Source organism: Helicobacter pylori (genome assembly GCF_002832345.1).
Taxonomy (GTDB): Bacteria; Campylobacterota; Campylobacteria; order Campylobacterales; family Helicobacteraceae; genus Helicobacter; species Helicobacter pylori_CP.
On the sequence record NZ_PHLZ01000005.1, the window covers coordinates 1 to 24886 of the forward strand.

28 protein-coding genes are annotated in these 24886 nt (G+C 40.4%); 16 read left to right on the forward strand and 12 right to left on the reverse strand.

The genetic code is table 11. The features are described from left to right. The 12 genes from CXY28_RS02255 to CXY28_RS02310 form a co-directional block, all read right to left on the reverse strand. On the reverse strand, nucleotides 1-1543 hold a 1543-nt coding region (locus CXY28_RS02255; RefSeq protein ID WP_100979326.1), incomplete at its 3' end, for a SabA family sialic acid-binding adhesin. Between the two features lie 683 nt (nucleotides 1544-2226). After that, nucleotides 2227-2484 carry a 30S ribosomal protein S18 gene (gene rpsR / locus CXY28_RS02260; RefSeq protein ID WP_000440196.1) on the reverse strand — a complete coding sequence of 86 codons (258 nt, stop codon included), beginning with the start codon at nucleotides 2482-2484 and terminating at the stop codon, nucleotides 2227-2229. A 22-nt stretch (nucleotides 2485-2506) separates the two neighbouring features. After that, complete coding sequence (locus CXY28_RS02265; protein WP_100979327.1) at nucleotides 2507-3052, reverse strand: single-stranded DNA-binding protein; 546 nt, start codon at nucleotides 3050-3052, stop codon at nucleotides 2507-2509. A gap of 9 nt (nucleotides 3053-3061) precedes the next feature. After that, nucleotides 3062-3490: a 30S ribosomal protein S6 gene (gene rpsF / locus CXY28_RS02270; protein ID WP_015643804.1), complete on the reverse strand. Its 429-nt coding sequence runs from the start codon at nucleotides 3488-3490 to the stop codon at nucleotides 3062-3064. Between the two features lie 152 nt (nucleotides 3491-3642). Beyond that, nucleotides 3643-4665 (reverse strand): DNA polymerase III subunit delta, encoded by a 1023-nt coding sequence (gene holA, locus CXY28_RS02275; protein WP_050826502.1) that lies wholly within the window; start codon nucleotides 4663-4665, stop codon nucleotides 3643-3645. Continuing rightward, nucleotides 4655-6589: an RNB domain-containing ribonuclease gene (locus tag CXY28_RS02280; RefSeq protein ID WP_100979328.1), complete on the reverse strand. Its 1935-nt coding sequence runs from the start codon at nucleotides 6587-6589 to the stop codon at nucleotides 4655-4657. The genes holA and CXY28_RS02280 overlap by 11 nt, the downstream gene beginning before the upstream one ends. Beyond that, nucleotides 6589-7380: a shikimate dehydrogenase gene (locus CXY28_RS02285; protein WP_100979329.1), complete on the reverse strand. Its 792-nt coding sequence runs from the start codon at nucleotides 7378-7380 to the stop codon at nucleotides 6589-6591. Before CXY28_RS02285 ends, CXY28_RS02280 begins: the two co-directional genes overlap by 1 nt. Before the next feature lie 7 nt (nucleotides 7381-7387). Beyond that, nucleotides 7388-7975: an SH3 domain-containing protein gene (locus CXY28_RS02290; RefSeq protein ID WP_100971656.1), complete on the reverse strand. Its 588-nt coding sequence runs from the start codon at nucleotides 7973-7975 to the stop codon at nucleotides 7388-7390. An 8-nt stretch (nucleotides 7976-7983) separates the two neighbouring features. Continuing rightward, the gene (locus tag CXY28_RS02295) at nucleotides 7984-9030 is read right to left on the reverse strand and encodes a microcin C ABC transporter permease YejB (protein WP_100979330.1); all 1047 of its coding nucleotides are present in this window, start codon (nucleotides 9028-9030) and stop codon (nucleotides 7984-7986) included. Further along, nucleotides 9027-10808: an extracellular solute-binding protein gene (locus CXY28_RS02300; RefSeq protein WP_100979331.1), complete on the reverse strand. Its 1782-nt coding sequence runs from the start codon at nucleotides 10806-10808 to the stop codon at nucleotides 9027-9029. Before CXY28_RS02300 ends, CXY28_RS02295 begins: the two co-directional genes overlap by 4 nt. Beyond that, on the reverse strand, nucleotides 10809-11789 hold the full coding sequence (gene trpS / locus CXY28_RS02305; protein WP_100977630.1) for a tryptophan--tRNA ligase: 981 nt from the start codon (nucleotides 11787-11789) through the stop codon (nucleotides 10809-10811). A 71-nt stretch (nucleotides 11790-11860) separates the two neighbouring features. Continuing rightward, entirely contained in the window at nucleotides 11861-12598 is a 738-nt protein-coding gene (locus CXY28_RS02310; RefSeq protein ID WP_100979332.1) for a methyltransferase domain-containing protein, read from the reverse strand. A gap of 123 nt (nucleotides 12599-12721) precedes the next feature. Between CXY28_RS02310 and secG the strand changes: the two genes are divergently transcribed. The 16 genes from secG (at nucleotide 12722) to nuoK (ending at nucleotide 24886) form a co-directional block, all read left to right on the forward strand. Then, nucleotides 12722-13327, forward strand: coding sequence for a preprotein translocase subunit SecG (gene secG, locus CXY28_RS02315; protein ID WP_050826494.1), 606 nt, complete (start codon nucleotides 12722-12724; stop codon nucleotides 13325-13327). Continuing rightward, a complete protein-coding gene (gene frr, locus CXY28_RS02320; protein ID WP_100979333.1) occupies nucleotides 13327-13884 on the forward strand; it encodes a ribosome recycling factor in 558 nt (185 codons plus the stop codon). The genes secG and frr overlap by 1 nt, the downstream gene beginning before the upstream one ends. 3 nt (nucleotides 13885-13887) lie before the next feature. Continuing rightward, on the forward strand, nucleotides 13888-14493 hold the full coding sequence (pyrE, locus tag CXY28_RS02325; protein ID WP_100979334.1) for an orotate phosphoribosyltransferase: 606 nt from the start codon (nucleotides 13888-13890) through the stop codon (nucleotides 14491-14493). Continuing rightward, nucleotides 14483-14947 (forward strand): RDD family protein, encoded by a 465-nt coding sequence (locus CXY28_RS02330; RefSeq protein ID WP_100979335.1) that lies wholly within the window; start codon nucleotides 14483-14485, stop codon nucleotides 14945-14947. Before pyrE ends, CXY28_RS02330 begins: the two co-directional genes overlap by 11 nt. Further along, complete coding sequence (locus tag CXY28_RS02335; protein WP_100979336.1) at nucleotides 14944-15633, forward strand: SIR2 family NAD-dependent protein deacylase; 690 nt, start codon at nucleotides 14944-14946, stop codon at nucleotides 15631-15633. The genes CXY28_RS02330 and CXY28_RS02335 overlap by 4 nt, the downstream gene beginning before the upstream one ends. Nucleotides 15634-15734: 101 nt before the next feature. After that, nucleotides 15735-16136, forward strand: coding sequence for an NAD(P)H-quinone oxidoreductase subunit 3 (locus CXY28_RS02340; protein WP_001183383.1), 402 nt, complete (start codon nucleotides 15735-15737; stop codon nucleotides 16134-16136). Next, the gene (locus tag CXY28_RS02345; protein WP_001183502.1) at nucleotides 16136-16615 is read left to right on the forward strand and encodes a NuoB/complex I 20 kDa subunit family protein; all 480 of its coding nucleotides are present in this window, start codon (nucleotides 16136-16138) and stop codon (nucleotides 16613-16615) included. The genes CXY28_RS02340 and CXY28_RS02345 overlap by 1 nt, the downstream gene beginning before the upstream one ends. Beyond that, nucleotides 16615-17412, forward strand: coding sequence for an NADH-quinone oxidoreductase subunit C (locus tag CXY28_RS02350; RefSeq protein WP_001875866.1), 798 nt, complete (start codon nucleotides 16615-16617; stop codon nucleotides 17410-17412). The genes CXY28_RS02345 and CXY28_RS02350 overlap by 1 nt, the downstream gene beginning before the upstream one ends. 1 nt (nucleotide 17413) lies before the next feature. Then, nucleotides 17414-18643 (forward strand): NADH dehydrogenase (quinone) subunit D, encoded by a 1230-nt coding sequence (gene nuoD, locus CXY28_RS02355; RefSeq protein WP_100979337.1) that lies wholly within the window; start codon nucleotides 17414-17416, stop codon nucleotides 18641-18643. Continuing rightward, nucleotides 18640-18870, forward strand: coding sequence for an NADH-ubiquinone oxidoreductase subunit E family protein (locus tag CXY28_RS02360; protein WP_000819168.1), 231 nt, complete (start codon nucleotides 18640-18642; stop codon nucleotides 18868-18870). Before nuoD ends, CXY28_RS02360 begins: the two co-directional genes overlap by 4 nt. Before the next feature lie 2 nt (nucleotides 18871-18872). Then, nucleotides 18873-19859, forward strand: a complete 987-nt coding sequence (locus CXY28_RS02365; protein WP_100979338.1) for a hypothetical protein — start codon at nucleotides 18873-18875, stop codon at nucleotides 19857-19859. Further along, complete coding sequence (locus tag CXY28_RS02370; protein ID WP_100979339.1) at nucleotides 19856-22387, forward strand: NADH-quinone oxidoreductase subunit G; 2532 nt, start codon at nucleotides 19856-19858, stop codon at nucleotides 22385-22387. Before CXY28_RS02365 ends, CXY28_RS02370 begins: the two co-directional genes overlap by 4 nt. Next, nucleotides 22384-23373, forward strand: a complete 990-nt coding sequence (gene nuoH / locus CXY28_RS02375; RefSeq protein ID WP_001277309.1) for an NADH-quinone oxidoreductase subunit NuoH — start codon at nucleotides 22384-22386, stop codon at nucleotides 23371-23373. The genes CXY28_RS02370 and nuoH overlap by 4 nt, the downstream gene beginning before the upstream one ends. A 10-nt stretch (nucleotides 23374-23383) precedes the next feature. Further along, nucleotides 23384-24046, forward strand: a complete 663-nt coding sequence (nuoI, locus tag CXY28_RS02380; protein WP_024118641.1) for an NADH-quinone oxidoreductase subunit NuoI — start codon at nucleotides 23384-23386, stop codon at nucleotides 24044-24046. Next, nucleotides 24039-24587: an NADH-quinone oxidoreductase subunit J gene (locus CXY28_RS02385; protein ID WP_039089225.1), complete on the forward strand. Its 549-nt coding sequence runs from the start codon at nucleotides 24039-24041 to the stop codon at nucleotides 24585-24587. Before nuoI ends, CXY28_RS02385 begins: the two co-directional genes overlap by 8 nt. Next, nucleotides 24584-24886 (forward strand): NADH-quinone oxidoreductase subunit NuoK, encoded by a 303-nt coding sequence (nuoK, locus tag CXY28_RS02390; RefSeq protein WP_000579759.1) that lies wholly within the window; start codon nucleotides 24584-24586, stop codon nucleotides 24884-24886. The genes CXY28_RS02385 and nuoK overlap by 4 nt, the downstream gene beginning before the upstream one ends.

Sequence of the window (24886 nt, forward strand, 5' to 3'; positions counted from 1 at the left end):
TCTTTTGGCTCACCACATTTTGCAAGCTTTGCGCGTTAGGAACCTTTGAGAGCGCGGTGGTGATGCTGTTGTAAGTATTCCCTAATTCATTGTATCGGGATTTGAAATTCACCAAAGTGTCAGCGATATTCTCTGCTTGTTCTATTTGCTGCTCTTGAGTGCCAAAATGAGCGATGCTGTTTTTTAAATTCGTTATGGTTTGCCCCACATAGGCGCAACCGGAAGCGAAAGTTTGGGTGGTCACTGTGCCAGGAGCTGAACCTTGTGTGCCACCAGTGCCAGCTGTTGATTTGTTGTTGCATGTGGCTAAAAAGCCTGTAACAAAATTTTTAAAACTCCCGGTAAGATTGTCAGGGTTAATGGTTTGCCCCACTTGATGGGCTAAATTGAGCATTTTGACTTGGGCTTGAGCGTTAGCGAGCATGCCTTGCGCAAAGCTAGCGTCTGTGTAAGGGTTGAAAGGCTTGCCGTTACTACCGCCTACCGGGGTTGATTGTTCATTACTATTGATGACGCTCGTTTGGTTAACTAGCTCTTGCGCGTCCGTGATCATCTTTTGGATCGCGCTGATTTCTTCTGAAAAAGCGCCGCATATTTTCCCAGTAGTAGTAGTGAATTTTGGGGCATTAGCCTCATTACTATTATTAGCATGGAAATATGGGCATGCCGTGTTGATGGTGTTAATGAGCGTGCTCGCTTGCGCTAAGAGCGCTTGAGCGCTATCAGGCACACCGCTCAGACTGTTAGTGATTTCGGTGTAGGACACACCTTGTGTATTACCACTTGCTCCAGCATCAACCACTTTCGAACTGATCATGGTGGTCACGCTTTTGCCGTCTATGGTTTGGGTTTCAGTCTTGGTTCCGCCGTTTCTATTACTAGCTAGCACATCGCAGTTGTTATTGCCTTCCCCTGAACAAGTGTAAGTGTAGGTTACATTGACCGTGCCGTTATTTTCTTTGAGCGTTGGTAAGCCGTTTTTTAAAGCCTCTTGGAGGATTTGATAGGCTTCGTTAAGCTTTTTAAAATTCTCAATACTCATAGGGCCGTAGTATCCAGGATGATATTTGTTCAAAGAACAAGTGATGGAAGCGGATCGATACCCTGGCTCGTTGTTGAAGATGGTGGTTGAAGAGGTGCTTTCTTGGCCATTGGCATTACCCCCGCATTGCGTCACATAGCCTACGACATTCCAAAACCCTACCGCCGCATTAATCGCTAAAAGCACGGCTTGATACGCCGGGGAGTTGGCTTTATCGCCGATCAAATTCTTCGCGCTCGCGCCCAAATTTTCACGCACCGCATTAATCGCACTCGGGTCAGCGGACAATTTGATAAGGGTGTTTAGGGTGCTGTATCGGGTTAAAAGGTTGCTCAAGTTTTCATAACGATCTGAAAGATCTTGAATGCCTTTGGTGTTTGTTACCATTTGAGCGGCTTCACCGATTTGATAGCCCGCACTCATGTAAAAGCCGTCGTCTTCAGCGCTCAAAGTGGAAACTAAAAGCGAGCCTAAAGTTAATGAAAGGATGCGTTTTTTCATGTTTTCTCCTTGAGAAATTAAAATGGTTAGGTAAGTCTTTTAAAAAAATAAGATCTTATCACAAGACTTCGTTAATATAGCATGGATTGATAAGATTTTTGCGCTAATTTGGCGTTTTGTTGTTTCAAAAAAAAAAAAAAAAGGGTTTTTGGGGTGTTTGGAACCATTCTCAATTATTAAAAAGGTTTTAAAATTTGTTTTAATCAAAGATAGCGGTAAAAATTAGTTACTTGGTGGGATCGTTTTGGATTTGGCTACAAGACTCTTAAGGGGGCATTTTAAAATAACATTCCCACTAATGTCCTAATAACGCTTAAGAAACCACCGCTAAAATCAAGCTTTTTCATTTTATCATGAAGCACCCAAACACTAGAGATATTTGGGATTTCTGCTTGGGTGGTTTTAAGGGGGATTTTTATCGTTTTTACCGCTAGCACCCCATAAAAGCCAGGCCAAGATTAAATAAGATTAAATAAGATTAAATAAGATTAAATAAGATTAAATAAGATTAAACAAGATTAAACAAGATTAAACAAGATTAAACAAGATTAAACAAGATTAAACAAGATTAAACAAGATTAAACAAGATTAAACAAGATTAAACAAGATTAAACAAGATTAAACAAGATTAAACAAGATTAAACAAGATTAAAAGGGCGTGCCCCCTATCAGCCCTAAAAAATTTAGTGCTGTTTAAAAGGGCTATCCACGACCTTTTTCCTATCCACAATGTAGGGGATTAAAGCCATGTGGCGGGCTCTTTTGATCGCTACTTCCACCCTCTCTTGCCACTTTTTGCTATTGCCTGTCAGCCTCCTTGGCATGATTTTATAGCGCTCTGATAGCGTGTGCTTGAGCATGTCTAAATCTTTATAGTCAATAAAGCTGATCTTAGCTTCAGTGTATTTGCAATAGCGTTTTGAATAGCGTTTTCTTTCCATAATGTCTCCTTAATTTTCACCCTTAAAAGGGGATTTCTTCTTCATCAATATTGATTTCAGGCACGCTGTTTTGATACTTGGACGGCTGTGCTTGTAAATTCTCTTTAGCGTAAGCGTTTTGCGCATAACTTGGGGCTTGGTTAAAAGGATCTTGGCTGGGAGCGTTATGATTAGCAGGATAAGCGTTGTTGAAATTCTCATGCGTCATGCTATCTTGCATGGCGTTCGCTTGGGGATTGTCTGACTTTTTATCCATAAATTGCAACGAGTCCGCTGTGATAGTGTGGCGGGAATTTTTTTTGCCTGTTTGATCCATCCAGCTCTCATAAGTCAAACGCCCTTCTATCAAAACGCTTGAACCCTTGCTCAAATACTGGTTAGCGATTTCAGCCGTTCGCCCAAACAAACGCACATCTATAAAGCACACCTCTTCGCCTAGCGTGCCGTCTTGCTTTTTGAAACGCCTGCTTGTGGCTAAACCTATTGTAGCCACAGCCGAGCCGCTAGGTAAATATTTCAACTCCACATTCCTAGTCAAACGCCCTACCATAATCACTTTATTAAACATGATAAGCCCTTATTCGCTATGAGATCCTACGCTTTCTGCTTCCTCTGTGTGGTGAGAATGCGTGTGTTCGGTTTTTTCGTGTTTTTCTTTAGCGTGTGGTGGCTTTTTATTAGCCCTATCCACTAACGCATGCCACGCTTCTACCTCTTTTTTGCTTTCGTATTTGATCACAATGAAACGCAACACGTCTTCATTGATGCGATACAATCGTTCAAGCTCTAAAATCATGGACGGCTCTGCTTTGAAATACGCCACATAATAATAGCCTCTTTTGTGCTTTTTGATTTCATAAGCCAAATTACGCATGCCCATATCCAGGCTCGTTTCAATCACGCCGTGATGCTTAGTGATCACTTCTTTATAAAATTCAATTTTGGATTTAATCTCTTCTTCTACTAAAGTAGGTTTGAGAATAAACATTGTTTCATAATGCCTCATCCATTCTCCTTGTGGTTATATAGCCCTTTTTTTACTAAAAAAGAGCAAGGTCTAAAAAACTTTCGATTATACCTTGCTTTCGCTTGTTTTTGGATTAAATTTAGTTTTATTGAAATATTAAAACTCAAAACGAAAAACGCCTTAGGCATTTTTTAAGGGTTAATGATTTTTTGAATGGGGGTCAAATACAAAAAGCCCAATTCCTTTTGCCCTTGCATGCTTTGAATGTGCCATAACCTAAAAATTTCAAAAACCCTCTTATAGCCGGCTTCTTTCAAACGCAGGGCGTTTTTAGCGTAATTTTCAGCAATTTCTTTAGGAGGAGCGTAGCCTAAAACCTCTTTAGCGTCCATTAAACCGGTTGTTTTAATGTGGGCGAAAAATAAAAAAAGCTGGTAAAAATACCGCTCTAACCCCCTTAAAATATCCGCATCCTTTTTGCCCTCTTTTAACAAATAATCATAAATATCAAGCACGCTTTTTTTCAAAAAAAGCCCTAAAATGAGCTTTTGCAAATCCATATCCCCCGCATTGGAGCTTAATTCTTGAATGTCTTCTAAAGTGATGGGTGCATTTAGAATCGCTAGCTTATCTAAATCATTAAACGAAACGCCTAAATCTTCGTTATTAATTTCAAAAAGAGCGTTTAAAAGATGGCCGCTGATGTCTAAATGTAAAAGATTAGCCCTTTCTTGTAAGAATTTCAAACTCTCCCAAGTTTTAGGGGTAAAAAAGCGCACGCAGATCGCTTCATCTTTCAAGGGGCTTTTTTGAAAAGATTTAACGATAATTTCGCTAGTGTATTTGTATTTGGTGGTGTCGCTTTTAGCATTATAAAGCCCTATGATAAGCCTGTTATGGCTAGGCCGCTCTAAAGCTTTTAAAAAAAGATTGATATCATTTTCCTTAAATTTCTTATGCAGCGCAAAATCCAGTTTTAAAATGACTAAACTGCTCCCTCCAAATAAAGAATCCTGCTCTAAAAGGGTCGCAATCTGGCTTTTTTCATAATCGCTCGCATAAAAAAGCGAAGTTTCTGTGTCAGGGTTACTGAGCTTAAAAAGCGAACTAATCGTTTGAATATAATAATGGATAAAAAAATCAAACTCCCCATACAAAAACACCGCTTTAGGGAGTCGTTGTTTTAAATAATGGTCCAAATCTTTACGATACATGCTCTTTAATCCTTTCTGTGATTTCGCCTCTAACTTGCCCTAAAATCAAATCCGCATGCGTGATTGTAACGCGCACCTTTTCTAAAGGCTTAAAAACCTTGTTCGTTTTGACTAAAACTTTAAGCCCTATAAATTCTTTTAACCCCACCACCACCCAATCTTTAACCTCTAAAACAACGCCCAAAAACTCTTTTTCTAAAAACTCTAAAGCCAAGCGGGCGAATTTGCGCTTGATGAAATCCCTTTCAATCAAAGCGGCCTTTTTCTGTAAAGCGTTCAATTCAGTGCATAATTCAGGCGTTTCTTCTAACAAATACGAACAGCCTTTAGCCTGATGGAACAATAATTCTTTTAAAAGCCTGTGTAAGGCTAGATCGCTGTATCGTCTAATGGGCGAAGTGAAATGCGTATAGCTAGCAAACCCCAAACCAAAATGGCTTTCTTGCATGGGGCTATAAAGGGCTAAATTTTGAGATTTAATGATCAAGCGTGAAACTTCTCTTTCTATACTCTTTTCTTTGGCTATCTTTAAGGCATGCTCTAAAAAAGGAAAAAAGCCCATGTTTTTAGGGCGCACGATCTCATAATCAAAAAGCTTAGCGTAGAGGCGTTTTTGCTGCTCCAAACTCGGCTCTTTATGGGTGCGGTATATCCCTTTATTTTGAAAATGCTCATCTAATAACCCTGCGCTAGACTGGTTGGCTAAGAGCATGGCTTCTTCTATGAGGGTGTGCGCATCGCTTTCTTTTTCTGTTTCAATTTTTTCTATACGACCTTCTTCATTCAAATACAGCTTGTTTTCAAATGAATTGAAATTAAACCCCTTTTTTAAACGCTCCTTTTTTAACTTTAAAGCCATTTCTAAAAACCCTAAAAGGCTTTGTTGCAAATCTTTATCTAAAGAGCTTTGTTGGGCGCTTAAAAAATAATTGATTTCTTCATAAGTGCAATTAGCCCTAACTTCAATAACGCCTTGAGATAATCGGGCGTTTTTCAAATCGTCTAAAGGGATTTCATACACTAAAGCCAGGCGTTTTTCAAACGCTTTTAATGAGCATGCCCCTTGAGACAAACTCAAAGGCAGCATGGGATAGACGCTGTTAGGGAAATACACGCTAAAGCCCCTAATCCTAGCTTCTTTATCCAAACTGGAATGTTTCGGCACAAATTCGCTCACATCAGCAACCGCCACAAACAAAACCCTTTTTTCTTGATCATAAAAAATCGCATCGTCAAAATCTTTAGCGTCTTTGGGGTCAATGGTGATAAAAGGGATGTGAGAATAATTGATCCTGTCTTTAAAATCGCTCGCTTTAAGTTGCGCGTAATATTGCGCTAAATTCAAACAATCTTTTGAAAAATCCTTCACCCTATCAAAAAGGCTCAAAGAAAGGTTTTCATCTATTAAAGGGTCTTCTAAAGCCCCTAAAATTTCGCTGATTTCACGCTTTTTAAGATCGATCTTTATCACGCAATGCCTGGGCAATTCTAGTAAGGATTTTTGGCTGTGCTTTAAAGAAATGGGTTTTTTAAAAGGCTCTTTAAAAGGGATAGCTACAATCTGGTTTTTTTCTTTAGCCAAGTAAGCTATCATCGTGTCTTGCGCATCAAAAAGAGCGGCTTTAAAAAAGGCTATGGGGCGTTTTTTAGAACATTCTATTTGGCATAAAATCCAAGCGTCTGTTTTAAAAGATGGGGGTAAGTTTTTGATTAAAGGGTCTTTAGGGTAATTTTTCGCTAAAGAAATGAAAAACGCCTTATTTTTTACCCATTCAATCCTGCCTATATCAAAGCCTTCTTTTAAAAAATGGCGATCCTTGTTTGATTGAAGCGCTTCTTTTAAAACGCCCTTTTCTACTAGGGGAGCGAATCGTTTAGGGATCTTTTTAACCCCAAAAAACAGGCTTCTTAAAAACCCTTGCATCAAAAAACGCTTCGCATGACTTCAAACGCCTTTGAATAAGGGATTTGAGAAGCGCTGAATTTTTCAAAACTTAGAGAGGCTTGATAGATGAGCATGTCTTTCCCGTCTTGAAAAGGGGTTTTTAACTCTTTGGCCAGAGACAAAAAAGGCGTTAAAAACCCATACGCCAAATCATAAGCGAGCTTGCCCTCTTTAAAATACCCTTTCAAAACCTCTTTATTCAAAGGCAATTCGTTATTCAAACTCGCTGAAGTAGCGTTAATGATCAAATCAAAAGCGCTTTTAGGAGGATCCATAAAACAATCACAGCCCAAGCGTTGGAAAAAATCCAATCCCCTAGAAGAGCGGTTTAACACGCTCACCTTTAAGCCTTGTTTTTTTAATTCACACGCTAGGGCTTTAGCGCTCCCCCCAGAGCCTAAAATCAAAGCGTTTTGATAGTTTTTTTGCTTTAAAGAAAGATAAAACCCTAAAGCGTCGGTATTGTAACCCACAAGCTCATCATTTTCTAAAACAAGCGTATTGACCGCTCCGCATTCAAGCGCGATACCTTTGATCTTATCGCAAACTTGAAACGCCCTTTCTTTAAAGGGTAAGGTTACATTAGCCCCACTCAATCCCAAATGCAAAAACTCGTTTTTGATATGGCTTTCTAAAGGGAGCAATATGGGGTGGTAATGCCCCAAAAACCCTAATTCTTTTTGAAAAGTTAAAAAACAAGCGTTATGGATTAAGGGCGATTTGGAATGCTTAATGGGATTTCCAAAAACCCCAAAAGATTTTAATTTCATTATTCTTTCATTCAGCCTTTTTTAGAAGTTTTAAAAACACATAGCCCTTTGTTTTATTAGAAAATTCAATTTCAGCCCAATCGTTTTGGATTTCTAAAACTTTCACGCTTTTATTTTTTAAAAGCAATCCCAAGATTTTACCTTTTGTGCTAGGAAAAGCGCGCACATTCACGCCACTGACTGCGACTTTATACTCTAAAGGTTTTTTTCCCATTGTAGAGATTGTGGGGGCTTTTTGATCATTTTGAACGGGCGGGACGCTGTCTTGTTTAGACTCGTTTTCTTTTTCTTGCTCTTGTTTAGTTTCTTGTTTAGTTTCTTTTTCTTGTGCGGTCGTTTCTAAAGGTGGCGCTGTGTCTTTGGTGGGGCTTTCTTCTGTGGCGGTTGTGGTCGTGTTGGCTTCTTCTTTAGGCGAAAGCGCGCTGTTTTGACGCTCTATCTCGGTTTTTTCTAAATTCTGGTTTATTTGAACGCTGTCTTTTTTCGCATAAAAACCAAGCGCAGCATGCACTAAAGCATACAACAACATAAACCCTAAAACCACCAAAAAAGGCCGCATAAAAAGTTTTAAAGAAGATTTCATCTCAGTTTTCATTCCTACCCTCAACGCTTTTCAAAATCAATCCTAGGGTCAATCACCACGCAGAGCAAATCGCTTATCAAACTCGCTACCAAACCTAAAAGCGTGAAAATATAAAGCGAACCAAACACAACGGGATAATCCCTACTCACAATGCTTTCATACCCTAAAAGCCCTAACCCGTCTAGGCTAAAAACAATCTCTATCAACAAGCTTGAGCTAAAAAACATGCCCAAAAAAGCTTGCGGAAAACCCGCCACCACTAACAAAATCGCATTACGGAACACATGCGCATAAAAAATACGCCCCACTGAACAGCCCTTAGCCTTAGCGCTCAGTACATAAAGTTTGCCCATTTCATCTAAAAAAGAATTTTTCACTAAAAGCGTAAGGCTTGCAAAACCCCCTAAAGAAATGCAAAGAACGGGTAAGGTGATATGCCATAAATAATCCTTGATTTTGCCTAATGCGCTCAAACTTTCAAAATTATCGCTCACTAGCCCCTTTAAAGGGAACCAGTGCCAATAATTCCCTCCAGCAAAAAACACGATCAACACCACCGCAAACAAAAAGGCCGGGATAGCGTTAGCGACAATGATCACCACGCTGCTTAGCACGTCTAAAGGCTCGTTATTGCGTTTGGCTTTAAAAATCCCTAAAGGGATAGAAATAAGATAAATCAAGAGCGTGCTAAAAAGCCCTAACGAAATGGATACGGGCAATTTTTCCTTAATCAAATCTATCACTTTAATCTGGCGATAAAAGCTCTCCCCAAAATCAAATTGTGCGTATTTTTTGAGCATGAGAAGGTAGCGCTCCCCTATAGGCTTGTCAAAACCATAGAGTTTTTTTAAGTTCTCTATCAAATCGCTCTCCAACCCTTGAGACGCCCTATACGAACGCTCTTTAACAACGCCTTGAATCTCTTTGGACTGCGTGTTATTGATTTTAGCCATCATCTGCTCAATAGGGCCTCCAGGAGCGGATTGGATCAGAAAGAAATTAATGGTCATGATGGCTAATAAAGTAGGGATAATCAAAAGCAAGCGTTTAAAAATATAAGCAATCATTGAAGATCCTTTTCTTTTTTTATCCACCACAAATACGGCGAAAATCCATAGCTAGGGCTGACTTCAGGCATGCCAATGTAATTATACGCTGCGATCCTGTAATTAGGCAAATAAAAATGCGGTATCACATAAAACCCCCACAACAGCACCCTATCCATCGCTTGAATGGCGGCTAGTTGTTCCTTATAATCTTTAGCGTTAATGATTTTTTCAATCAAATCATCTACCGCTTTACTAGAGATTCCTGCATAATTCCTTGCGCCTTTTTCTTTAGCGCTCAAAGAGCCAAAATAAAAGCGCTGTTCATTACCCGGGAAAGACGATTGGCCAATCACTCCTACAATCATGTCAAAATCATAGCTTTTGACCCGATTGACATACTGGCTCAAATCCACTCTTTGGATTTTCATTTCAATCCCTAACACCCTTAAGTTTTTAGCAAAGGCTAAGGCTAGTCTTTCAAAGGCCGGGCTGTTTAAAAGCAAAGTGAAACTAAAGGGCTTGTTATTCTTATCCACCAAACGCATGTTTTTGTAAGAAAAGCCCGCGCTTTTTAAAAGGTTTTGGGCGTATTTTAAATTTTCCCTCAAATTATCGCCCAAAACATCAGCCCCATCGGTTCTAGGCACGACATAAGGCTCTTTAAAAACCCTTTCATCTAAACTCTTTTCATAAGGGGCTAACAGAACTTTTTCTTCAGGGCTTGGGAGTGGAGGGGACGCATAAACAGAGTTGCTGAAAAAACTGGTGGTGCGCTTGTATTGCGAAAAAAACAAATTTTTATTCGCCCATTCAAAATCAAACGCATAAAACAAGGCTTCACGCACCCTTTTATCCTTAAAAATTTCCCGGCGCGTGTTGAAGAAAAACCCTTGCATGCCGCTTGGCATTTTATGAGCGATTAAATATTTAGTGATTTTTTTATTGTCTATAGCTTTCCCCACATAGCCCCTAGCCCAAATTTTAGCCGTGCTTTCAATGCGCCAATCATACGCCCCGCTTAAAAAAGCCTGTAAAGCAATGGTTTCGTCTTTGTAATACTCAAATTTGATCTCATCAAAATTGAATTGCCCCTTTCTGCTAGGCAAATTCCTCGCCCAATAATTGGGGTTTCTTTGGTAGGTGATTTTCTTGCCCACATCAAAAGAAGCGATCACATAAGGGCCGCTAGAAACAGGAATGAGTAAGGGGTTTTTTTCAAAATAATCCTTTTGAAACGCTTTTTTGGAAAAGATTTGCAACTGCCCTAAAATGAGAGGCAACTCTTTATTTTCAGTGGTTTTGAAAATGAATTTAACATGGTGTTTGTCTAAAACAACCGCCTTTTTAACATCTTGGTAATACTGCCTATAAATGGGCGATCCTAATTTCATGATCGTATCAAAGCTAAACTTCACATCGCTCGCTAAAATGGGAGCGTTATTGCTGAATCTCGCTCTTTTATCTAAAGTAAAAATCACATAGCTGTTATCCTTAGCCACTTCTGCGTCTTTAGCGATCAAGGGGTATTCGGCAAAAGGTTCGTCTAAACTTTGCACCATTAAAGTGTCATAAATGAGATCCAAGCCTTCAGCTTTAGTGCCTTTAAGTGCAAAAGGGTTAAGGCTATCAAAAGTCCCTATAGCGTCATTTCTTAAGACACCGCCCTTTCTAGCGTTAGGGTTAGCGTATTCAAAATGCGTGAAATTGTCTTTATATTTAGGCTCTTCGCCCAAGTATAAATAAGGCGTAGCCTCAAGGAAACAAAACACCCCTAACCATAAACTTAAAATTTTCATCTAAACCAACCCCATCAATTCTTTAGCCTTTTGGTAAGTCGCCCTCGCTAAAGGCCTGGCTTTTTTGACGCCGTGATTTAAAACGGCTTTCACTTCATCGTCGCTGATTTCTTTGTATCTTTCTTGGATAGGCTTTAAAGATTGGATCACTACTTCAGCTAATTCCTTTTTAAAATCCCCATAGCCTTTATTTTTGAAACGCTCTTCTATGTTTTCTGGGCTTTCATCGCTTAAAAGCATGTAGATATTTAAAAGGTTAAAAATGCCCTCTCTTTTTTCATCAAATGCAATAACGCCCATAGAATCCGTGGCCGCTTTTTTGATTTTTCTTACAATCACATCCGGCTCATCTAAAAGAAAAATCGCATGGTTAGCCCCTTGATGCGATTTACTCATCTTCACTTTTGGATCGTCTAGCCCCATAACCCTTGCCCCCACTTTAGCGATCAAAGGCTCTGGCACTTTAAAGCAGTTCCCAAAATCCCTGTTAAATTTTTCTGCAATGTTTCGCGTGAGCTCTAAATGCTGTTTTTGATCTTCGCCCACTGGCACTAAATCGCTTTGGTATAATAAAATATCTGACGCCATTAAAATAGGGTAATTGAAAAGCCCCACGTTCACGCTTTTAGGGTTTTTTAAAGACTTGTCTTTGAATTGCGTCATTCGTTGCATTTCCCCCATAGACACCTGGCAATTTAATAGCCATGCTAAAGCTGCGTGCTCATCCACTTCACTTTGAATGAATAACCCCGATTGCTTAGGGCTAATCCCGCAAGCTAAAAGCAATTTGACTAACTCATAGGTTTGGGATTTTAAAAATGTAGGATCTATGGGTAGGGTGATCGCATGCGAATTGACGACGCAAAAAAGGTTTTCATATTCATCTTGCATCTCTACCCAATGCTTGATCGCTCCTAAATAGTTGCCCAAATGGATTTGCCCGGTAGGTTGGATGCCTGAAAAGACTCGTTTTTTTTGCATGTTGTTTCTCGCTCATTAGTTTAGCGTTTATTGTAACCACCTAATTTTAATATTTTAATTTATCTTAGTTTTTAAGAATGCTTGATCCCCGAAAAGAGTAACACTTCATAGCTCAATTTTTCAAACGCCATGTTTTGAAAAAAATGTTTTTTTTGCTTGAAACTCAGCGTTGAACCCCCCAAAAGACCGCATTTTTTAAGGTAATTCAAACAATCTTGTTTGCGGTTGAAATAAAGAGTAAAGCGCTTGTTTTCCAATTCTATTTGAAAATGTTTAAAAGCGTTTTTAATCAAAGATTTGAGCGTTTTGAGATCCCTTAAGGGCGAAGGCGTGCCTAAAAACTCATGCACTTCATGCAAACTAAAATCCGTATGGATAGCTAAAGCCACCTCCTTACTAGAAAGAGCGATTTTTTCTAAAACGCTTTTTAAATCCCTTGCCCATTGTAAAGAAGAAGAAGACACAACCAAATCATAATCGCAAAAAACATGCTCTTCAAAATCCGCATGCTCTAAAGAGATTTTTTGAATGTTAATAGATTGCGTGGGGTGTAGTTTGAGCATGTTCATAGAATTATCCAAAGCGATAAAGTCTTCAATCACAATATTTTGCCGCTCTAAAGCGTTAAAAACAGCCCCACTCCCCGATCCGAGATCCAAAACTTTATCGTAATGTTTTTGTTTTAAAAATTGGACAAGACAGATAGCGATTTGCTGTTGGATATGAGCAAAGAGGTGATAAGTTTTGGCATGCTTATTGAATGCATGCTGATTGAATGCATGCTGATTAAATGAATAAAAAGAGTCCAACACCACCGCCTTTAATACGCCACGCTTGAAATTAAAACTAAATTTTAGTGTATTCTTAGCAAATTTTAGATAGGATTAAGGGTAATTTTTTCTAAATTTTAGGCATTTAAGGAATCAGTGTTTATGACAAGCGCTCTGTTAGGCTTACAAATTGTTTTAGCGGTATTGATTGTGGTGGTGGTTTTGTTGCAAAAAAGTTCTAGCATCGGCTTAGGGGCTTATAGCGGGAGTAATGAGTCTTTATTTGGCGCTAAAGGGCCCGCGAGCTTTATGGCGAAATTGACCATGTTTTTAGGGCTGTTATTTGTCATCAACACCATCGCTTTGGGCTATTTTTATAACAAAGAATACGGCAAAAGCATTTTAGATGAAACCAAAACCAATAAAGATCTTTCACCCTTAGTCCCTGCCACCGGCACGCTTAACCCAACGCTCAATCCCACACTAAACCCAACGCTCAACCCTTTAGAGCAAACCCCCACTAACCCTTTAATGCTAAAACAAACGCCCGACGAACTTCCTAAAGAGCCAGCCAAAGCACTTTCTGTTGAAAGCCCCAAACAGAACGAAAAAAATGATGCCAAAGAGAATAATATAAAAGAGAATAGTATAAAGGGTATTGAAAAAACCAAGGAGAGTGCAAAAACGCCCCCAACCACCCACCAAAAGCCTAAAACGCATGCAACGCAAACCAACGCCCATAAAAACCAAAAAAAGGATGAAAAATAATGTTACAAGCCATTTATAGCGAAACCAAAGATCTAATGCAAAAAAGCATTCAAGCTTTAAACAGGGATTTTTCCACTCTAAGGAGCGCGAAAGTTTCAGTCAATATTTTGGATCACATCAAAGTGGATTATTACGGCACGCCCACCGCATTAAATCAAGTCGGATCCGTGATGAGCTTGGATGCGACCACTCTTCAAATCAGCCCATGGGAAAAAAACCTGCTCAAAGAAATTGAAAGATCCATTCAAGAAGCCAATATTGGCGTCAATCCTAATAACGACGGCGAAACGATCAAGCTTTTTTTCCCGCCCATGACAACCGAGCAAAGAAAGCTCATCGCAAAAGACGCCAAAGCGATGGGTGAAAAGGCTAAAGTGGCTGTAAGGAATACCCGCCAAGACGCTAACAACAAGGTAAAAAAATTAGAAAAAGACAAAGAAATCAGCGAAGATGAAAGCAAAAAAGCCCAAGAGCAGATCCAAAAAATCACCGATGAAGCCATTAAAAAAATTGATGAAAGCGTGAAAAACAAAGAAGACGCGATTTTAAAGGTCTAAACCATGGATATTAAGGCATGTTATCAAAACGCTAAAGCGTTGTTAGAGGGGCATTTCTTGCTCAGTAGCGGGTTTCATTCCAATTATTATTTGCAATCCGCTAAGGTTTTAGAAGATCCCAAACTAGCCGAACAATTAGCTAAAGAATTAGCCAAACAAATCCAAGAAGCTCATTTGAATATTGAATGCGTGTGCTCGCCGGCTATTGGGGGGATCTTGGCTGGGTATGAGCTTGCAAGGGCTTTAGGCGTGCGTTTTATCTTCACTGAAAGGGTGGATAATATCATGGCGTTAAGGCGTGGTTTTGAAGTCAAAGAAAACGAAAAAATTTTAGTGTGTGAGGACATTATCACTACGGGAAAATCCGCTATGGAATGCGCTAAAGTTTTAGAAGAAAAGGGCGCTCAAATCGTGGCTTTTGGTGCTCTAGCCAATCGGGGCATTTGCAAACGCGCTCATTCTCATTTAAAAGCCCAAGAGGGCGCGTGTTTACCTAGTCATTTGCCCCTTTTTGCTTTAGAAGATTTTGTTTTTGACATGCATAAGCCTAGCTCTTGCCCTTTATGCACTACTAGCGTCGCTATAAAGCCAGGAAGTCGTGGCAACTAAAAAAACCAAAAAAAATAAAACTCCAGAAAAAAAGCAAGCGTTAGAAAGCCCTTTAAAAGGGCTGTATCTCTCTTTGCGTTTGAAGGCCTTTATCACTGATATTTTTATGATTTATACCCCCATGCTTTATATAATGACTTATGCGATTTTAGGGAGCGCGAAGGATTTTAGGGAAAACCAGAGCGCGATTTTTTTATGCCTGCTTTTTTACGCCCTAACGCACAGCTTTTTTATCGCTTTTAAATCCCAAAGCCCTGGCATGCGTTACGCTCAGTTTAAATTAGTCAAAAATAATGGCGAAAAAGTGGGCTTTTTTTTGGCGTTGTGGCGCTTTGTTTTGTGGGTGTTGAGCATGGGGTTACTTGTAGGGTTTGTTGCACCTTTTATTTTTAAGTTTTTTTTGCATGACAAATTCAGTGGCACTCATATTGAAACCATCAAGGAGGAAACATGAAAAATTTAGTGATCCTAAGCGGGGCTGGTATTTCAGCAGAAAGCGGGATTAAAACCTTTAGAGACGCTGATGGCTTGTGGGAAGGGCATGACATCATGGAAGTTGCCTCGCCTTATGGTTGGAAAAAGAACCCGCAAAAGGTGTTGGATTTTTACAACCAAAGGCGCCGACAGCTTTTTGAAGTCTATCCTAACAAGGCCCATAAGGCTTTAGCGGAATTGGAAAAACACTATCAAGTCCATATCATCACCCAAAATGTAGATGATTTGCATGAAAGGGCGGGTTCTTCTCGCATTTTGCACTTGCATGGGGAGTTGTTGAGCGTTCGCAGCGAAAAAGATCCTAATTTAGTTTATAGGTGGGAAAAGGACTTGAATTTAGGCGACTTGGCCCAAGACAAATCGCAATTACGCCCCAATATTGTGTGGTTTGGCGAAGCGGTGCCTTTGCTTAAAGAAGCGATTTCTTTAGTCAAACAAGCGCATCTTTTAATCATTATTGGCACTTCTTTGCAAGTCTATCCGGCCGCTAGTCTCTACACGCATGCGCATAAAGACGCCCTCATTTATTACATTGACCCTAAGGCTAAAAACGCCCATTTACCCCAGAATGTCCAATGCATTAATGAAAGCGCGGTGCATGCCATGCAAGATTTAATGCCCAAACTCATAGAAATGGCCTCTTAAGAGATGTTGAAATAATTTTTATTTTTTCAGCTAACGATTAGCAAAAACATGGTTTAATTGACTTTGTCATTTGCTAGTAATTAAAGGAGTTTGAGAGTCTGATGCAACAAGCCGCAGAAGCATTGAATCACCCCTATTTTGGCGTTTTTGTTTTGTTGGTATTCACCTTTTGGGTGTTTAACTTAACCTTAAGGATTCAAAGGTTTTTAAGCCGTAAAATGGCTCAAAAAAAGGGCGAAAAGCTCAAGCTCGCTCCCTATGAATGCGGGCCTGTGGCTCTCAAGCAGCCTAATAGAGTGTCGCACCATTTCTATATCATGGCCATGCTTTTTATCTTATTTGATGTAGAAATCGTTTTCATGTTCCCTTGGGCGATTGATTTTAAAAAATTAGGTTTGTTTGGGCTCATTGAAATGCTAGGCTTTGTCTTCTTTTTAACCATTGGTTTTATTTACGCTTTAAAGCGAAACGCTTTGAGTTGGCAAAAATTAGAGGTGAAATAATGCAACAAGCACCGGTTATTCTAAGCACTTTGGATAAATTATTGAATTGGGGGCGTTCTAACTCGCTTTGGCCTTTAACTTACGGCTTGGCGTGTTGCGCGATTGAGATGATGGCGACAGGGGGTTCAAGGTTTGATTTTGACAGATTTGGCACGATTTTTAGAGCGAGCCCTAGGCAATCGGATGTGATGATCATCGCTGGCACGCTCACTAAAAAACATGCCGAATTCATGCGCAGACTTTATGATCAAATGCCTGAACCTAAATGGGTGATTTCTATGGGGAGTTGCGCTAACACAGGCGGGATGTTCAACACTTATGCGACCGTTCAAGGAGCGGACAGGATCGTTCCTGTGGATATTTACTTGCCCGGTTGCGCGCCACGTCCAGAAACTTTACAATACGCTCTTATGGTTTTGCAAGATAAAATCAGACGCTCTAAAGCGATCAAACAAGACGCTCCTAAAAGGTTAGTGTGATGGTAAGAAAACAATCCCCCTATGAAGATGTGCAAAAACAATCGCGCCAGCATGACCCCTATAAAATCATAGAACCCACCCCTAAAAAATATTTAGAAGGCAGCGCTTATGAGGTCATTTATAACCATCTTTCTTACAAGCATGAGATTTTAGACAAATACATAGAGACTAACACGGCGGTGTTTTGGATCAAAAAAGACGATATTTTTTCTGTCGCTACGACTTTAAGGCATTTGGGTTATGAGTGTTTGAGCGAGATGAGCGCGATAGATTTGTGCGCTAAAAAAGGGCATTTTGAATTGTTTTATCAATTCGTGGGTTTTAGCGATAGTTGTAAGAACCGCCGTAGGGTGCGCGTGAAATGCGTTTTGTTGCCTAATGAGAGCGTGGATTCTTTGAGTTTTTTATACCGATCGGCTAATTGGAGCGAGAGGGAAGCGTATGACATGCTTGGTATTGTGTTTGACAAACACCCCTATTTGAAACGCCTTATCATGCCGCATGATTGGGTAGGCCACCCCTTGTTGCGCTCTTACCCGCTCAAAGGCGATGAATTCGCTCAATGGTATGAAGTGGATAAAATTTTTGGCAAAGAATACCGAGAAGTGGTGGGTAAAGAGCAGAGAGACAGCGCGAGAGTGGATGAAAAAGACACTTTCAATTTTGCAAAAATTGGCTATGAGCAGGGCAAGGGTGAAGAATTAAAAGAAGTAGAAGAAAAGCATGCGTTTAAGAAAATCCCTTTTGTCAAAGATTTGCACAAAATCGCCCCCACTATCTTAAAAAAGAGGCTATAAAATGGCTCAAAATTTCACGAAACTCAACCCCCAGTTTGAAAACATCATTTTTGAACATGACGATAACCAAATGATTTTAAACTTTGGCCCTCAACACCCCAGTAGTCATGGGCAATTGCGCTTGATTTTGGAATTAGAGGGCGAAAAAATCATTAAGGCTACCCCTGAAATTGGCTACTTGCATAGAGGCTGTGAAAAATTAGGCGAAAACATGACCTATAACGAATACATGCCCACTACCGATAGATTGGATTACACTTCTTCTACCAGCAATAACTACGCTTACGCTTATGCGGTAGAGACCTTGCTCAATTTAGAAATCCCTCGCCGAGCGCAAGTGATCCGCACGATTTTACTAGAGCTTAACCGCATGATTTCACACATCTTTTTTATCAGCGTGCATGCTTTAGATGTGGGGGCGATGAGCGTGTTTTTGTATGCGTTTAAAACGAGAGAATATGGCTTGGATTTAATGGAGGATTATTGCGGGGCCAGGCTCACGCATAACGCTATAAGGATTGGGGGCGTGCCTTTGGATTTACCCCCTAATTGGCTAGAGGGCTTGAAAAAGTTTTTAGGCGAAATGAGAGAATGCAAAAAACTCATTCAAGGCTTATTGGATAAGAATCGCATTTGGCGGATGCGTTTGGAAAATGTGGGCGTTGTAACGCAAAAAATGGCGCAAAGCTGGGGCATGAGCGGTATCATGTTAAGAGGGACTGGGATCGCTTATGACATTAGAAAAGAAGAGCCTTATGAGCTTTATAAAGAGCTTGATTTTGATGTGCCGGTGGGCAATTATGGCGATAGTTATGATAGGTATTGTTTGTATATGTTAGAAATTGATGAAAGCATTCGCATCATTGAACAACTCATTCCCATGTATGCTAAAACCGATACGCCTATCATGGCCAAAAACCCGCATTATATTTCTGCCCCTAAAGAAGATATAATGACGCAAAACTACGCCTTGATGCAGCATTTTGTTTTAGTGGCTCAAGGCATGCGCCCGCCCGTTGGGGAAGTGTATGCCCCCACAGAAAGCCCTAAAGGGGAATTAGGGTTTTTTATCCATTCAGAGGGCGAGCCTTACCCTCACAGGCTAAAAATCAGAGCCCCTAGTTTTTATCACATTGGGGCTTTAAGCGATATTTTAGTAGGGCAATATTTAGCGGATGCGGTAACCGTGATTGGCTCAACCAATGCGGTGTTTGGCGAGGTGGATAGATGAAACGCTTTGATTTACGCCCCTTAAAAGCGGGTATTTTTGAACGCTTAGAAGAATTGATTGAAAAAGAAATGCAACCTAATGAAGTTGCTATTTTCATGTTTGAAGTGGGGGATTTTTCTAATATCCCTAAGAGCGCTGAATTTATCCAATCTAAAGGGCATGAGCTCCTCAATTCCTTGCGTTTCAATCAAGCGGATTGGACGATTGTCGTGAGAAAAAAGGCTTGATTTTGAGCGGCTTTAACCCCTTAAATTCTCCCTTAATCGCAAGCTCTTCTCTTAGCTTGAAAGAAGCTTATTGCTTAGAAAAATTATCTCTTCAAAAAGGGTTTGAAATCCATTACAAGATGACAAAAGATAGCTTAAGCCTTTTAGAAAAAAGCGATTTGTGCGTTTTGTTTGGGGGGTTTTCAAACGCTTGTTTGAATGAAAACGAACGATTGATTTTAGGAAGCATTAACCAATTAAAACTCCCCTACGCCTTGTTAAGACCCTTACAAGATACAAGAGATTTGCAAGAAAATTGCCTTTTTGCGTCGTATGAAATCCACACGGAAGCGGCGGTTTTGGCTTTGATTTTAAGGGGCATTTTAGAAAAAACTTCCCAATTAAAAGGGCATGTTTTAGAAAATGTTGATGTGGGGTATTTAAGCTCTGAAGCGAACATGAGCGAAGAAGAATTACAAGAACTTATCGCTCTTATCATTAAAGCGAAAAAAAGGGCGCTTGTTTTAAACAGAGAAATCACTAAGCATGCGGATAGTGCTTTTTTATACACCCTTTTAAGCGAGTTGCAAAACTACCTAGAAATTTTACACATCCCTTGCTATGATTCAAACGCAACGGCCACTTTTTATGATTTTAAAGATCAAGAATGGCTGCTAGAAACAGCCCTAAAAGAGGGCATTTTGCCTTTTGAATCAGAGCTTCAATCAAAAGATTTAGAGCTTTTAGAGCGAATAAGTGAGGCTAACGGCTCGTTTGTCTATGTTTCTTACAAGAGCCTTGAAACCCCCAAATTATCTTTTTCCAAGCAATTTAAAATCGCTAATAAGATCCAGCATTCTAAAGCGGGGTTTCAAATCTCAAATAAAACGCTAGAATGCGAATTAGAAGAAAGCCCCCATTTGAAGGGTTTGATTGCGATTTTAGAAGGGGCGTTTTTTGACACCTACCCTTATATCCCTATTTTATCCCACTCTCAAGGAATTTCATGATCACAATGAATATCAATGGCAAAACGATTGAATGCCAAGAGGGACAAAGCGTTTTAGAGGCTGCTAGGAGCGCTGGGATCTACATCCCTACCATTTGCTATTTAAGCGGTTGCTCGCCCACAGTCGCATGCAAAATGTGCATGGTTGAAATGGATGGCAAACGGGTTTATAGCTGCAACACGAAAGCCAAAAACAACGCCACCATTCTCACTAACACCCCAACGCTCATGGATGAAAGAAAAAGCATCATGCAAACTTATGATGTCAACCACCCCCTAGAGTGTGGCGTGTGCGATAAGAGTGGGGAGTGCGAATTGCAAGACATGACGCATTTAACCGGCGTAGAACACCAACCCTATGCGGTGGCTGATGATTTTAAAGCGCTAGATTCATGGGCAAAAGCCTTGTATGATCCTAATTTGTGCATCATGTGCGAAAGGTGCGTAACCACTTGCAAGGACAATGTGGGCGAAAACAACCTTAAAGCCGCTAAAGCCGACTTGCATGCTCCGGATAAATTTAAAGACAGCATGTCCAAAGACGCTTTTAGCGTGTGGAGTCGTAAGCAAAAAGGCATTATTTCTTTTGTGGGCAGCGTGCCTTGTTATGATTGCGGGGAATGCATTGCGGTATGCCCTGTGGGCGCTTTGAGCTATAAAGATTTCGCTTACACGGCTAACGCATGGGAACTCAAAAAGATCCATTCTACTTGTTCGCATTGCTCGGCTGGGTGTTTGATTTCTTATGATGTGCGCCATTTTGATACTCTAGGCGAAGAATCTAAAATTTTTAGAGTGCTTAATGATTTTTATCATAACCCTATTTGTGGGGCAGGCCGGTTTGCTTTTGACGTGAGCTCTAGCCCTAAAGGCAGTGCTAATCTTAAAGAAGCGCAAAACGCCATCAAAGAATGCGAAGCGGTGCGAATAGGTGGGGATATTACGAATGAAGAGGCGTTTTTAATAGAGCGTTTAAGAAAAGAGCTTGATTTTAAAATCTACAATCAAGAAGCGTATCATTTCCAGCAATTCTTAAAAGTATTGGGCGAAGTTAAACGCCCCAGCATTGAAGAGATTAAAACTTCCAATTTGGTCGTTACGATAGGATCTTCTATCAAAACAGAAAACCCTTTGGTGCGCTATGCTATTAATAACGCTCTCAAACTCAATAAAGCTTCTTTAATCGCTATGCACCCTATTAAGGATAATGCGCTAGCGAATTTGTGTCGAAGCTCTTTTTGCATCACCCATGAAGTGGGGGCTGAAGAAATCCTTTTAGGCATGCTTTTAAAAATGCTTAACATTGAAAGCGCGGCTCTAAAAAGCTTAGAAGATTCCAAGCAAAACATTGTGGATGAAGCGGCGCTTAAAGCCTTAGAAGAAGAGCGAAAAAAAGCTTTAGAACAAGCCGAGCAAGGGTGCAGTATTGGAGAAAATAAGGCAGAAAATCAAGAAGAGGATAAAACAGAAGCAGCTGCCCCAAAAGAAAATCAAGAAGAAAACAAGACAGAGGTTAAAGAAGAAAAAATTGAAATCCCTACCAAAACCACTTATTTGTTGCTTGAAGAAGCGGGCATCAATTTAGAAACTTATGAAAAAATTCTCGCTCTTTTACAAAAATCAAATAACACCTTGCTGGTGGTTGGCGAAGAAATTTATAGCCACAAACAAGCCCACAATATCGCTAAAATGTTGCGTTTGTTAGCCCAAAAAAGCGCTATTAAACTCATTCTTATCCCCCCAAGTGCAAACGCTTTAGGCATCGCTTCTATTTGCGAATTGAGCGAAGAAATTTTTGAACATGAAAAAATCGTAGGCATTCGCGCTCAAGGGGATTTCACTATCAATAGCGACGATAGGGTTTTTGGGAAAGACACTGTGAGTAAAGTGGATTTTATTTTGCCCAGTCTCAACCAGCTAGAAGGCACGATCACTAATGTTGAAGGGCGTGTGTTGCCCTTAAAACCGGCTTTGAGGTTTGAGGGATATGACTTGAGCGATATTATGCAAGGCTTTGGCTTTGTGGAAGAAAATCTCACAGAATGCACCCACAAACTCCCTACAGAAGCGGGCTTTAAAGCCATAGAATTTGATCATCTAACCAACTATTTCACTAACGACAGGGTCAATCACAGAGGCTATTTATTAGGAACAAGCCATTTTGAAAAGAGCGCTAAAGAATGCGAAACCATAGAATGCGAGCCTATCAAGCCTTTAAAAGAAAAAATCGCTTTCAACGCGTATTTAAAATACCCAGAAACGCAATTCAATAACGCTACCCATAAAAGCGAGAATTTGCAATTAAAAGCCGGTGTCTATGTGTCTAAAGCTTTCTTAAAGAAATTGAATAAAGAAGTGGGGCAAAACATCACTTTATTTAAAGAAGAAGAGGAATTAACAGGCGTTTTGTATCTTGATGAGAGCTTGGATCAAGATGTGTTTGTCATTTCGCCTTCTCTTTTGAAAAACCATTCTGGCTTTTTTAGAGAGGGCGTGTTTGATAGCGTGGATTTAAAGGAGCAAGCATGAGTGCTTATATCATTGAAACCTTGATTAAAATTTTGATTTTAGTCGCTGTTTTTTCGGCTTTAGGAGGCTTTGCCACTTATATTGAAAGGAAAGTGTTAGCCTATTTCCAACGCCGTTTAGGGCCTTGTTATGTGGGGCCTTTTGGGCTTTTGCAAGTCGCAGCAGACGGCATTAAGCTTTTCACTAAAGAAGACATTATCCCCCAAGGCGCGAATAAGTTTATTTTCACGCTAGCGCCTATTATTGCGATGGTGAGCGCGTTTGTGTCCATGGCGCCTATCCCCTTTTTCCCTAATTTCACTCTGTTTGGCTATGAGATCAAGCCCCTTATTTCTGACATCAACATTGGCTTTTTGTTTTTCTTAGCCGTGGGTTCGGCAGGGATTTATGCGCCTATTTTAGCCGGGCTTGCCTCCAATAACAAATACTCCTTAATTGGCTCCGCAAGAGCGACGATCCAACTGCTCAGCTTTGAAGTGGTCAGCACTTTAACCATTCTAGCCCCCTTAATGGTGGTAGGATCGCTCTCTTTAGTGGAAATCAATCATTACCAAAGCGGAGGGTTTTTAGACTGGCTTGTGTTTAAGCAGCCTCTAGCGTTTGTTTTGTTTTTGATCGCAAGCTACGCTGAATTGAATCGAACCCCCTTTGACTTGTTAGAGCATGAAGCCGAGATCGTGGCGGGGTATTGCACCGAATACAGCGGCTTGAAATGGGGCATGTTCTTTTTAGCGGAATACGCGCATTTATTCGCTTTTTCTTTTGTGATTTCTATTGTGTTTTTTGGCGGGTTTAACGCATGGGGCTTTATCCCTGGAGGCATAGCGATTTTGATTAAAGCGGGCTTTTTTGTCTTTTTATCCATGTGGGTTAGAGCGACTTATCCGCATGTAAGGCCCGATCAACTGATGAACATGTGCTGGAAAATCATGCTGCCTTTAGCGTTATTGAATATCGTGCTAACAGGTATTATCATTTTAATTTAAAGGAGGTTTTATGGCCAAACAAGAATACAAGCAACTTCCTAAACGATCCGAAGTCCATAGCGCGACCGAGCAATTTAAAGACACCGTTAAAACGAGCTTGGGTTTGGATCTATTCAAAGGGTTAGGGCTTACGATCAAGGAATTTTTTAGCCCAAGCGTAACCATCCATTACCCTATGGAACAACTCCCTTTAAGCCCTCGTTATCGCGCAGTACATAATCTGCAACGGCTTTTAGACTCAGGCTCTGAAAGGTGTATTGGTTGTGGGCTGTGCGAAAAGATTTGCACGAGCAATTGCATAAGGATCATCACGCATAAGGGCGAAGACAACCGCAAAAAGATCGATTCTTACACGATCAATTTGGGGCGTTGCATTTATTGCGGATTGTGCGCAGAAGTTTGCCCAGAATTGGCGATCGTTATGGGGAATCGGTTTGAAAACGCTAGCACCCAACGCTCCCAATACGGCTCTAAAAGCGAGTTTCTAACGAGCGAACAAGACGCTAAAAATTGCTCGCATGCCGAGTTTTTAGGCTTTGGTGCGGTAAGCCCTAATTACAATGAACGCATGCAAGCCACCCCTTTAGATTATGTCCAAGAGCCCTCAAAAGAAGAATCGCAAGAAGAAACTCCAACAAACCCAGAAAGCCATAAGGGAGATGAAAATGTTTGAAACCATTGCCTTTTATTTCTTTGCGATCCTTACTTTGAGCATGGCGTTAGTGGTGATCACAACCACGAATATCCTCTATGCCATTACCGCTCTCGCTAGCAGCATGGTTTTTATCTCTGCTTTTTTCTTTTTGCTAGACGCTGAGTTTTTGGGCGTGGTGCAAATCACGGTGTATGTGGGTGCGGTCATTGTGATGTATGCGTTTGGCATGATGTTTTTCAACTCCGCTGCAGAAGTGGTTGAACGCAAGCAAAGCCCTAAAATCTTGTGCGTTCTTTCATTTGGTGTGGCAATATTACTTACCTTGATTTTAAGTGCTCCTAGCATTGGCGAAAACCTTTCTAAGCAAGTCAATTCCAACGCTATTGATGTGCAAATCCCTAACATTAAAGCCATTGGTTATGTGCTTTTCACCAATTACCTCATCCCTTTTGAAGCGGCGGCTTTAATGCTTTTAGTCGCTATGGTTGGAGGCATCGCTACAGGGATTCAAAAAATCCATGGGAAAAATCACACGCAATTTATAAAGGAATCTCTATGATAGGGTTAAACCACTATTTGATTGTTTCAGGGTTGCTCTTTTGCATTGGCTTAGCGGGCATGCTGAAACGCAAAAACATTCTGTTACTCTTTTTTTCTACAGAAATCATGCTCAATGCGATCAATATCGGTTTTGTAGCGATCTCTAAATACACGCACAATTTAGACGGGCAGATGTTCGCGCTCTTTATTATCGCTATTGCCGCTAGTGAGGTGGCTATTGGTTTGGGCTTGGTGATTTTGTGGTTTAAGAAATACAAGAGCTTAGACATTGATTCTTTAAACGCTATGAAAGGTTGA

Excerpts from the sequence above, each read along its gene's own strand:
- CXY28_RS02350 (WP_001875866.1), top strand. The coding sequence starts at position 16,615 with ATGGTAAGAAAACAATCCCCCTATGAAGATGTGCAAAAACAATCGCGC.
- CXY28_RS02290 (WP_100971656.1), bottom strand. The coding sequence starts at position 7,975 with ATGAAAACTGAGATGAAATCTTCTTTAAAACTTTTTATGCGGCCTTTT.
- frr (WP_100979333.1), top strand. The coding sequence starts at position 13,327 with ATGTTACAAGCCATTTATAGCGAAACCAAAGATCTAATGCAAAAAAGC.
- rpsF (WP_015643804.1), bottom strand. The coding sequence starts at position 3,490 with ATGAGGCATTATGAAACAATGTTTATTCTCAAACCTACTTTAGTAGAA.
- CXY28_RS02335 (WP_100979336.1), top strand. The coding sequence starts at position 14,944 with ATGAAAAATTTAGTGATCCTAAGCGGGGCTGGTATTTCAGCAGAAAGC.
- holA (WP_050826502.1), bottom strand. The coding sequence starts at position 4,665 with ATGTATCGTAAAGATTTGGACCATTATTTAAAACAACGACTCCCTAAA.
- CXY28_RS02340 (WP_001183383.1), top strand. The coding sequence starts at position 15,735 with ATGCAACAAGCCGCAGAAGCATTGAATCACCCCTATTTTGGCGTTTTT.
- trpS (WP_100977630.1), bottom strand. The coding sequence starts at position 11,789 with ATGCAAAAAAAACGAGTCTTTTCAGGCATCCAACCTACCGGGCAAATC.
- CXY28_RS02300 (WP_100979331.1), bottom strand. The coding sequence starts at position 10,808 with ATGAAAATTTTAAGTTTATGGTTAGGGGTGTTTTGTTTCCTTGAGGCT.
- secG (WP_050826494.1), top strand. The coding sequence starts at position 12,722 with ATGACAAGCGCTCTGTTAGGCTTACAAATTGTTTTAGCGGTATTGATT.
- rpsR (WP_000440196.1), bottom strand. The coding sequence starts at position 2,484 with ATGGAAAGAAAACGCTATTCAAAACGCTATTGCAAATACACTGAAGCT.
- pyrE (WP_100979334.1), top strand. The coding sequence starts at position 13,888 with ATGGATATTAAGGCATGTTATCAAAACGCTAAAGCGTTGTTAGAGGGG.
- CXY28_RS02345 (WP_001183502.1), top strand. The coding sequence starts at position 16,136 with ATGCAACAAGCACCGGTTATTCTAAGCACTTTGGATAAATTATTGAAT.
- CXY28_RS02265 (WP_100979327.1), bottom strand. The coding sequence starts at position 3,052 with ATGTTTAATAAAGTGATTATGGTAGGGCGTTTGACTAGGAATGTGGAG.
- nuoH (WP_001277309.1), top strand. The coding sequence starts at position 22,384 with ATGAGTGCTTATATCATTGAAACCTTGATTAAAATTTTGATTTTAGTC.
- CXY28_RS02280 (WP_100979328.1), bottom strand. The coding sequence starts at position 6,589 with ATGCAAGGGTTTTTAAGAAGCCTGTTTTTTGGGGTTAAAAAGATCCCT.
- nuoI (WP_024118641.1), top strand. The coding sequence starts at position 23,384 with ATGGCCAAACAAGAATACAAGCAACTTCCTAAACGATCCGAAGTCCAT.
- nuoK (WP_000579759.1), top strand. The coding sequence starts at position 24,584 with ATGATAGGGTTAAACCACTATTTGATTGTTTCAGGGTTGCTCTTTTGC.
- CXY28_RS02370 (WP_100979339.1), top strand. The coding sequence starts at position 19,856 with ATGATCACAATGAATATCAATGGCAAAACGATTGAATGCCAAGAGGGA.
- CXY28_RS02285 (WP_100979329.1), bottom strand. The coding sequence starts at position 7,380 with ATGAAATTAAAATCTTTTGGGGTTTTTGGAAATCCCATTAAGCATTCC.
- CXY28_RS02360 (WP_000819168.1), top strand. The coding sequence starts at position 18,640 with ATGAAACGCTTTGATTTACGCCCCTTAAAAGCGGGTATTTTTGAACGC.
- CXY28_RS02385 (WP_039089225.1), top strand. The coding sequence starts at position 24,039 with ATGTTTGAAACCATTGCCTTTTATTTCTTTGCGATCCTTACTTTGAGC.
- CXY28_RS02295 (WP_100979330.1), bottom strand. The coding sequence starts at position 9,030 with ATGATTGCTTATATTTTTAAACGCTTGCTTTTGATTATCCCTACTTTA.
- nuoD (WP_100979337.1), top strand. The coding sequence starts at position 17,414 with ATGGCTCAAAATTTCACGAAACTCAACCCCCAGTTTGAAAACATCATT.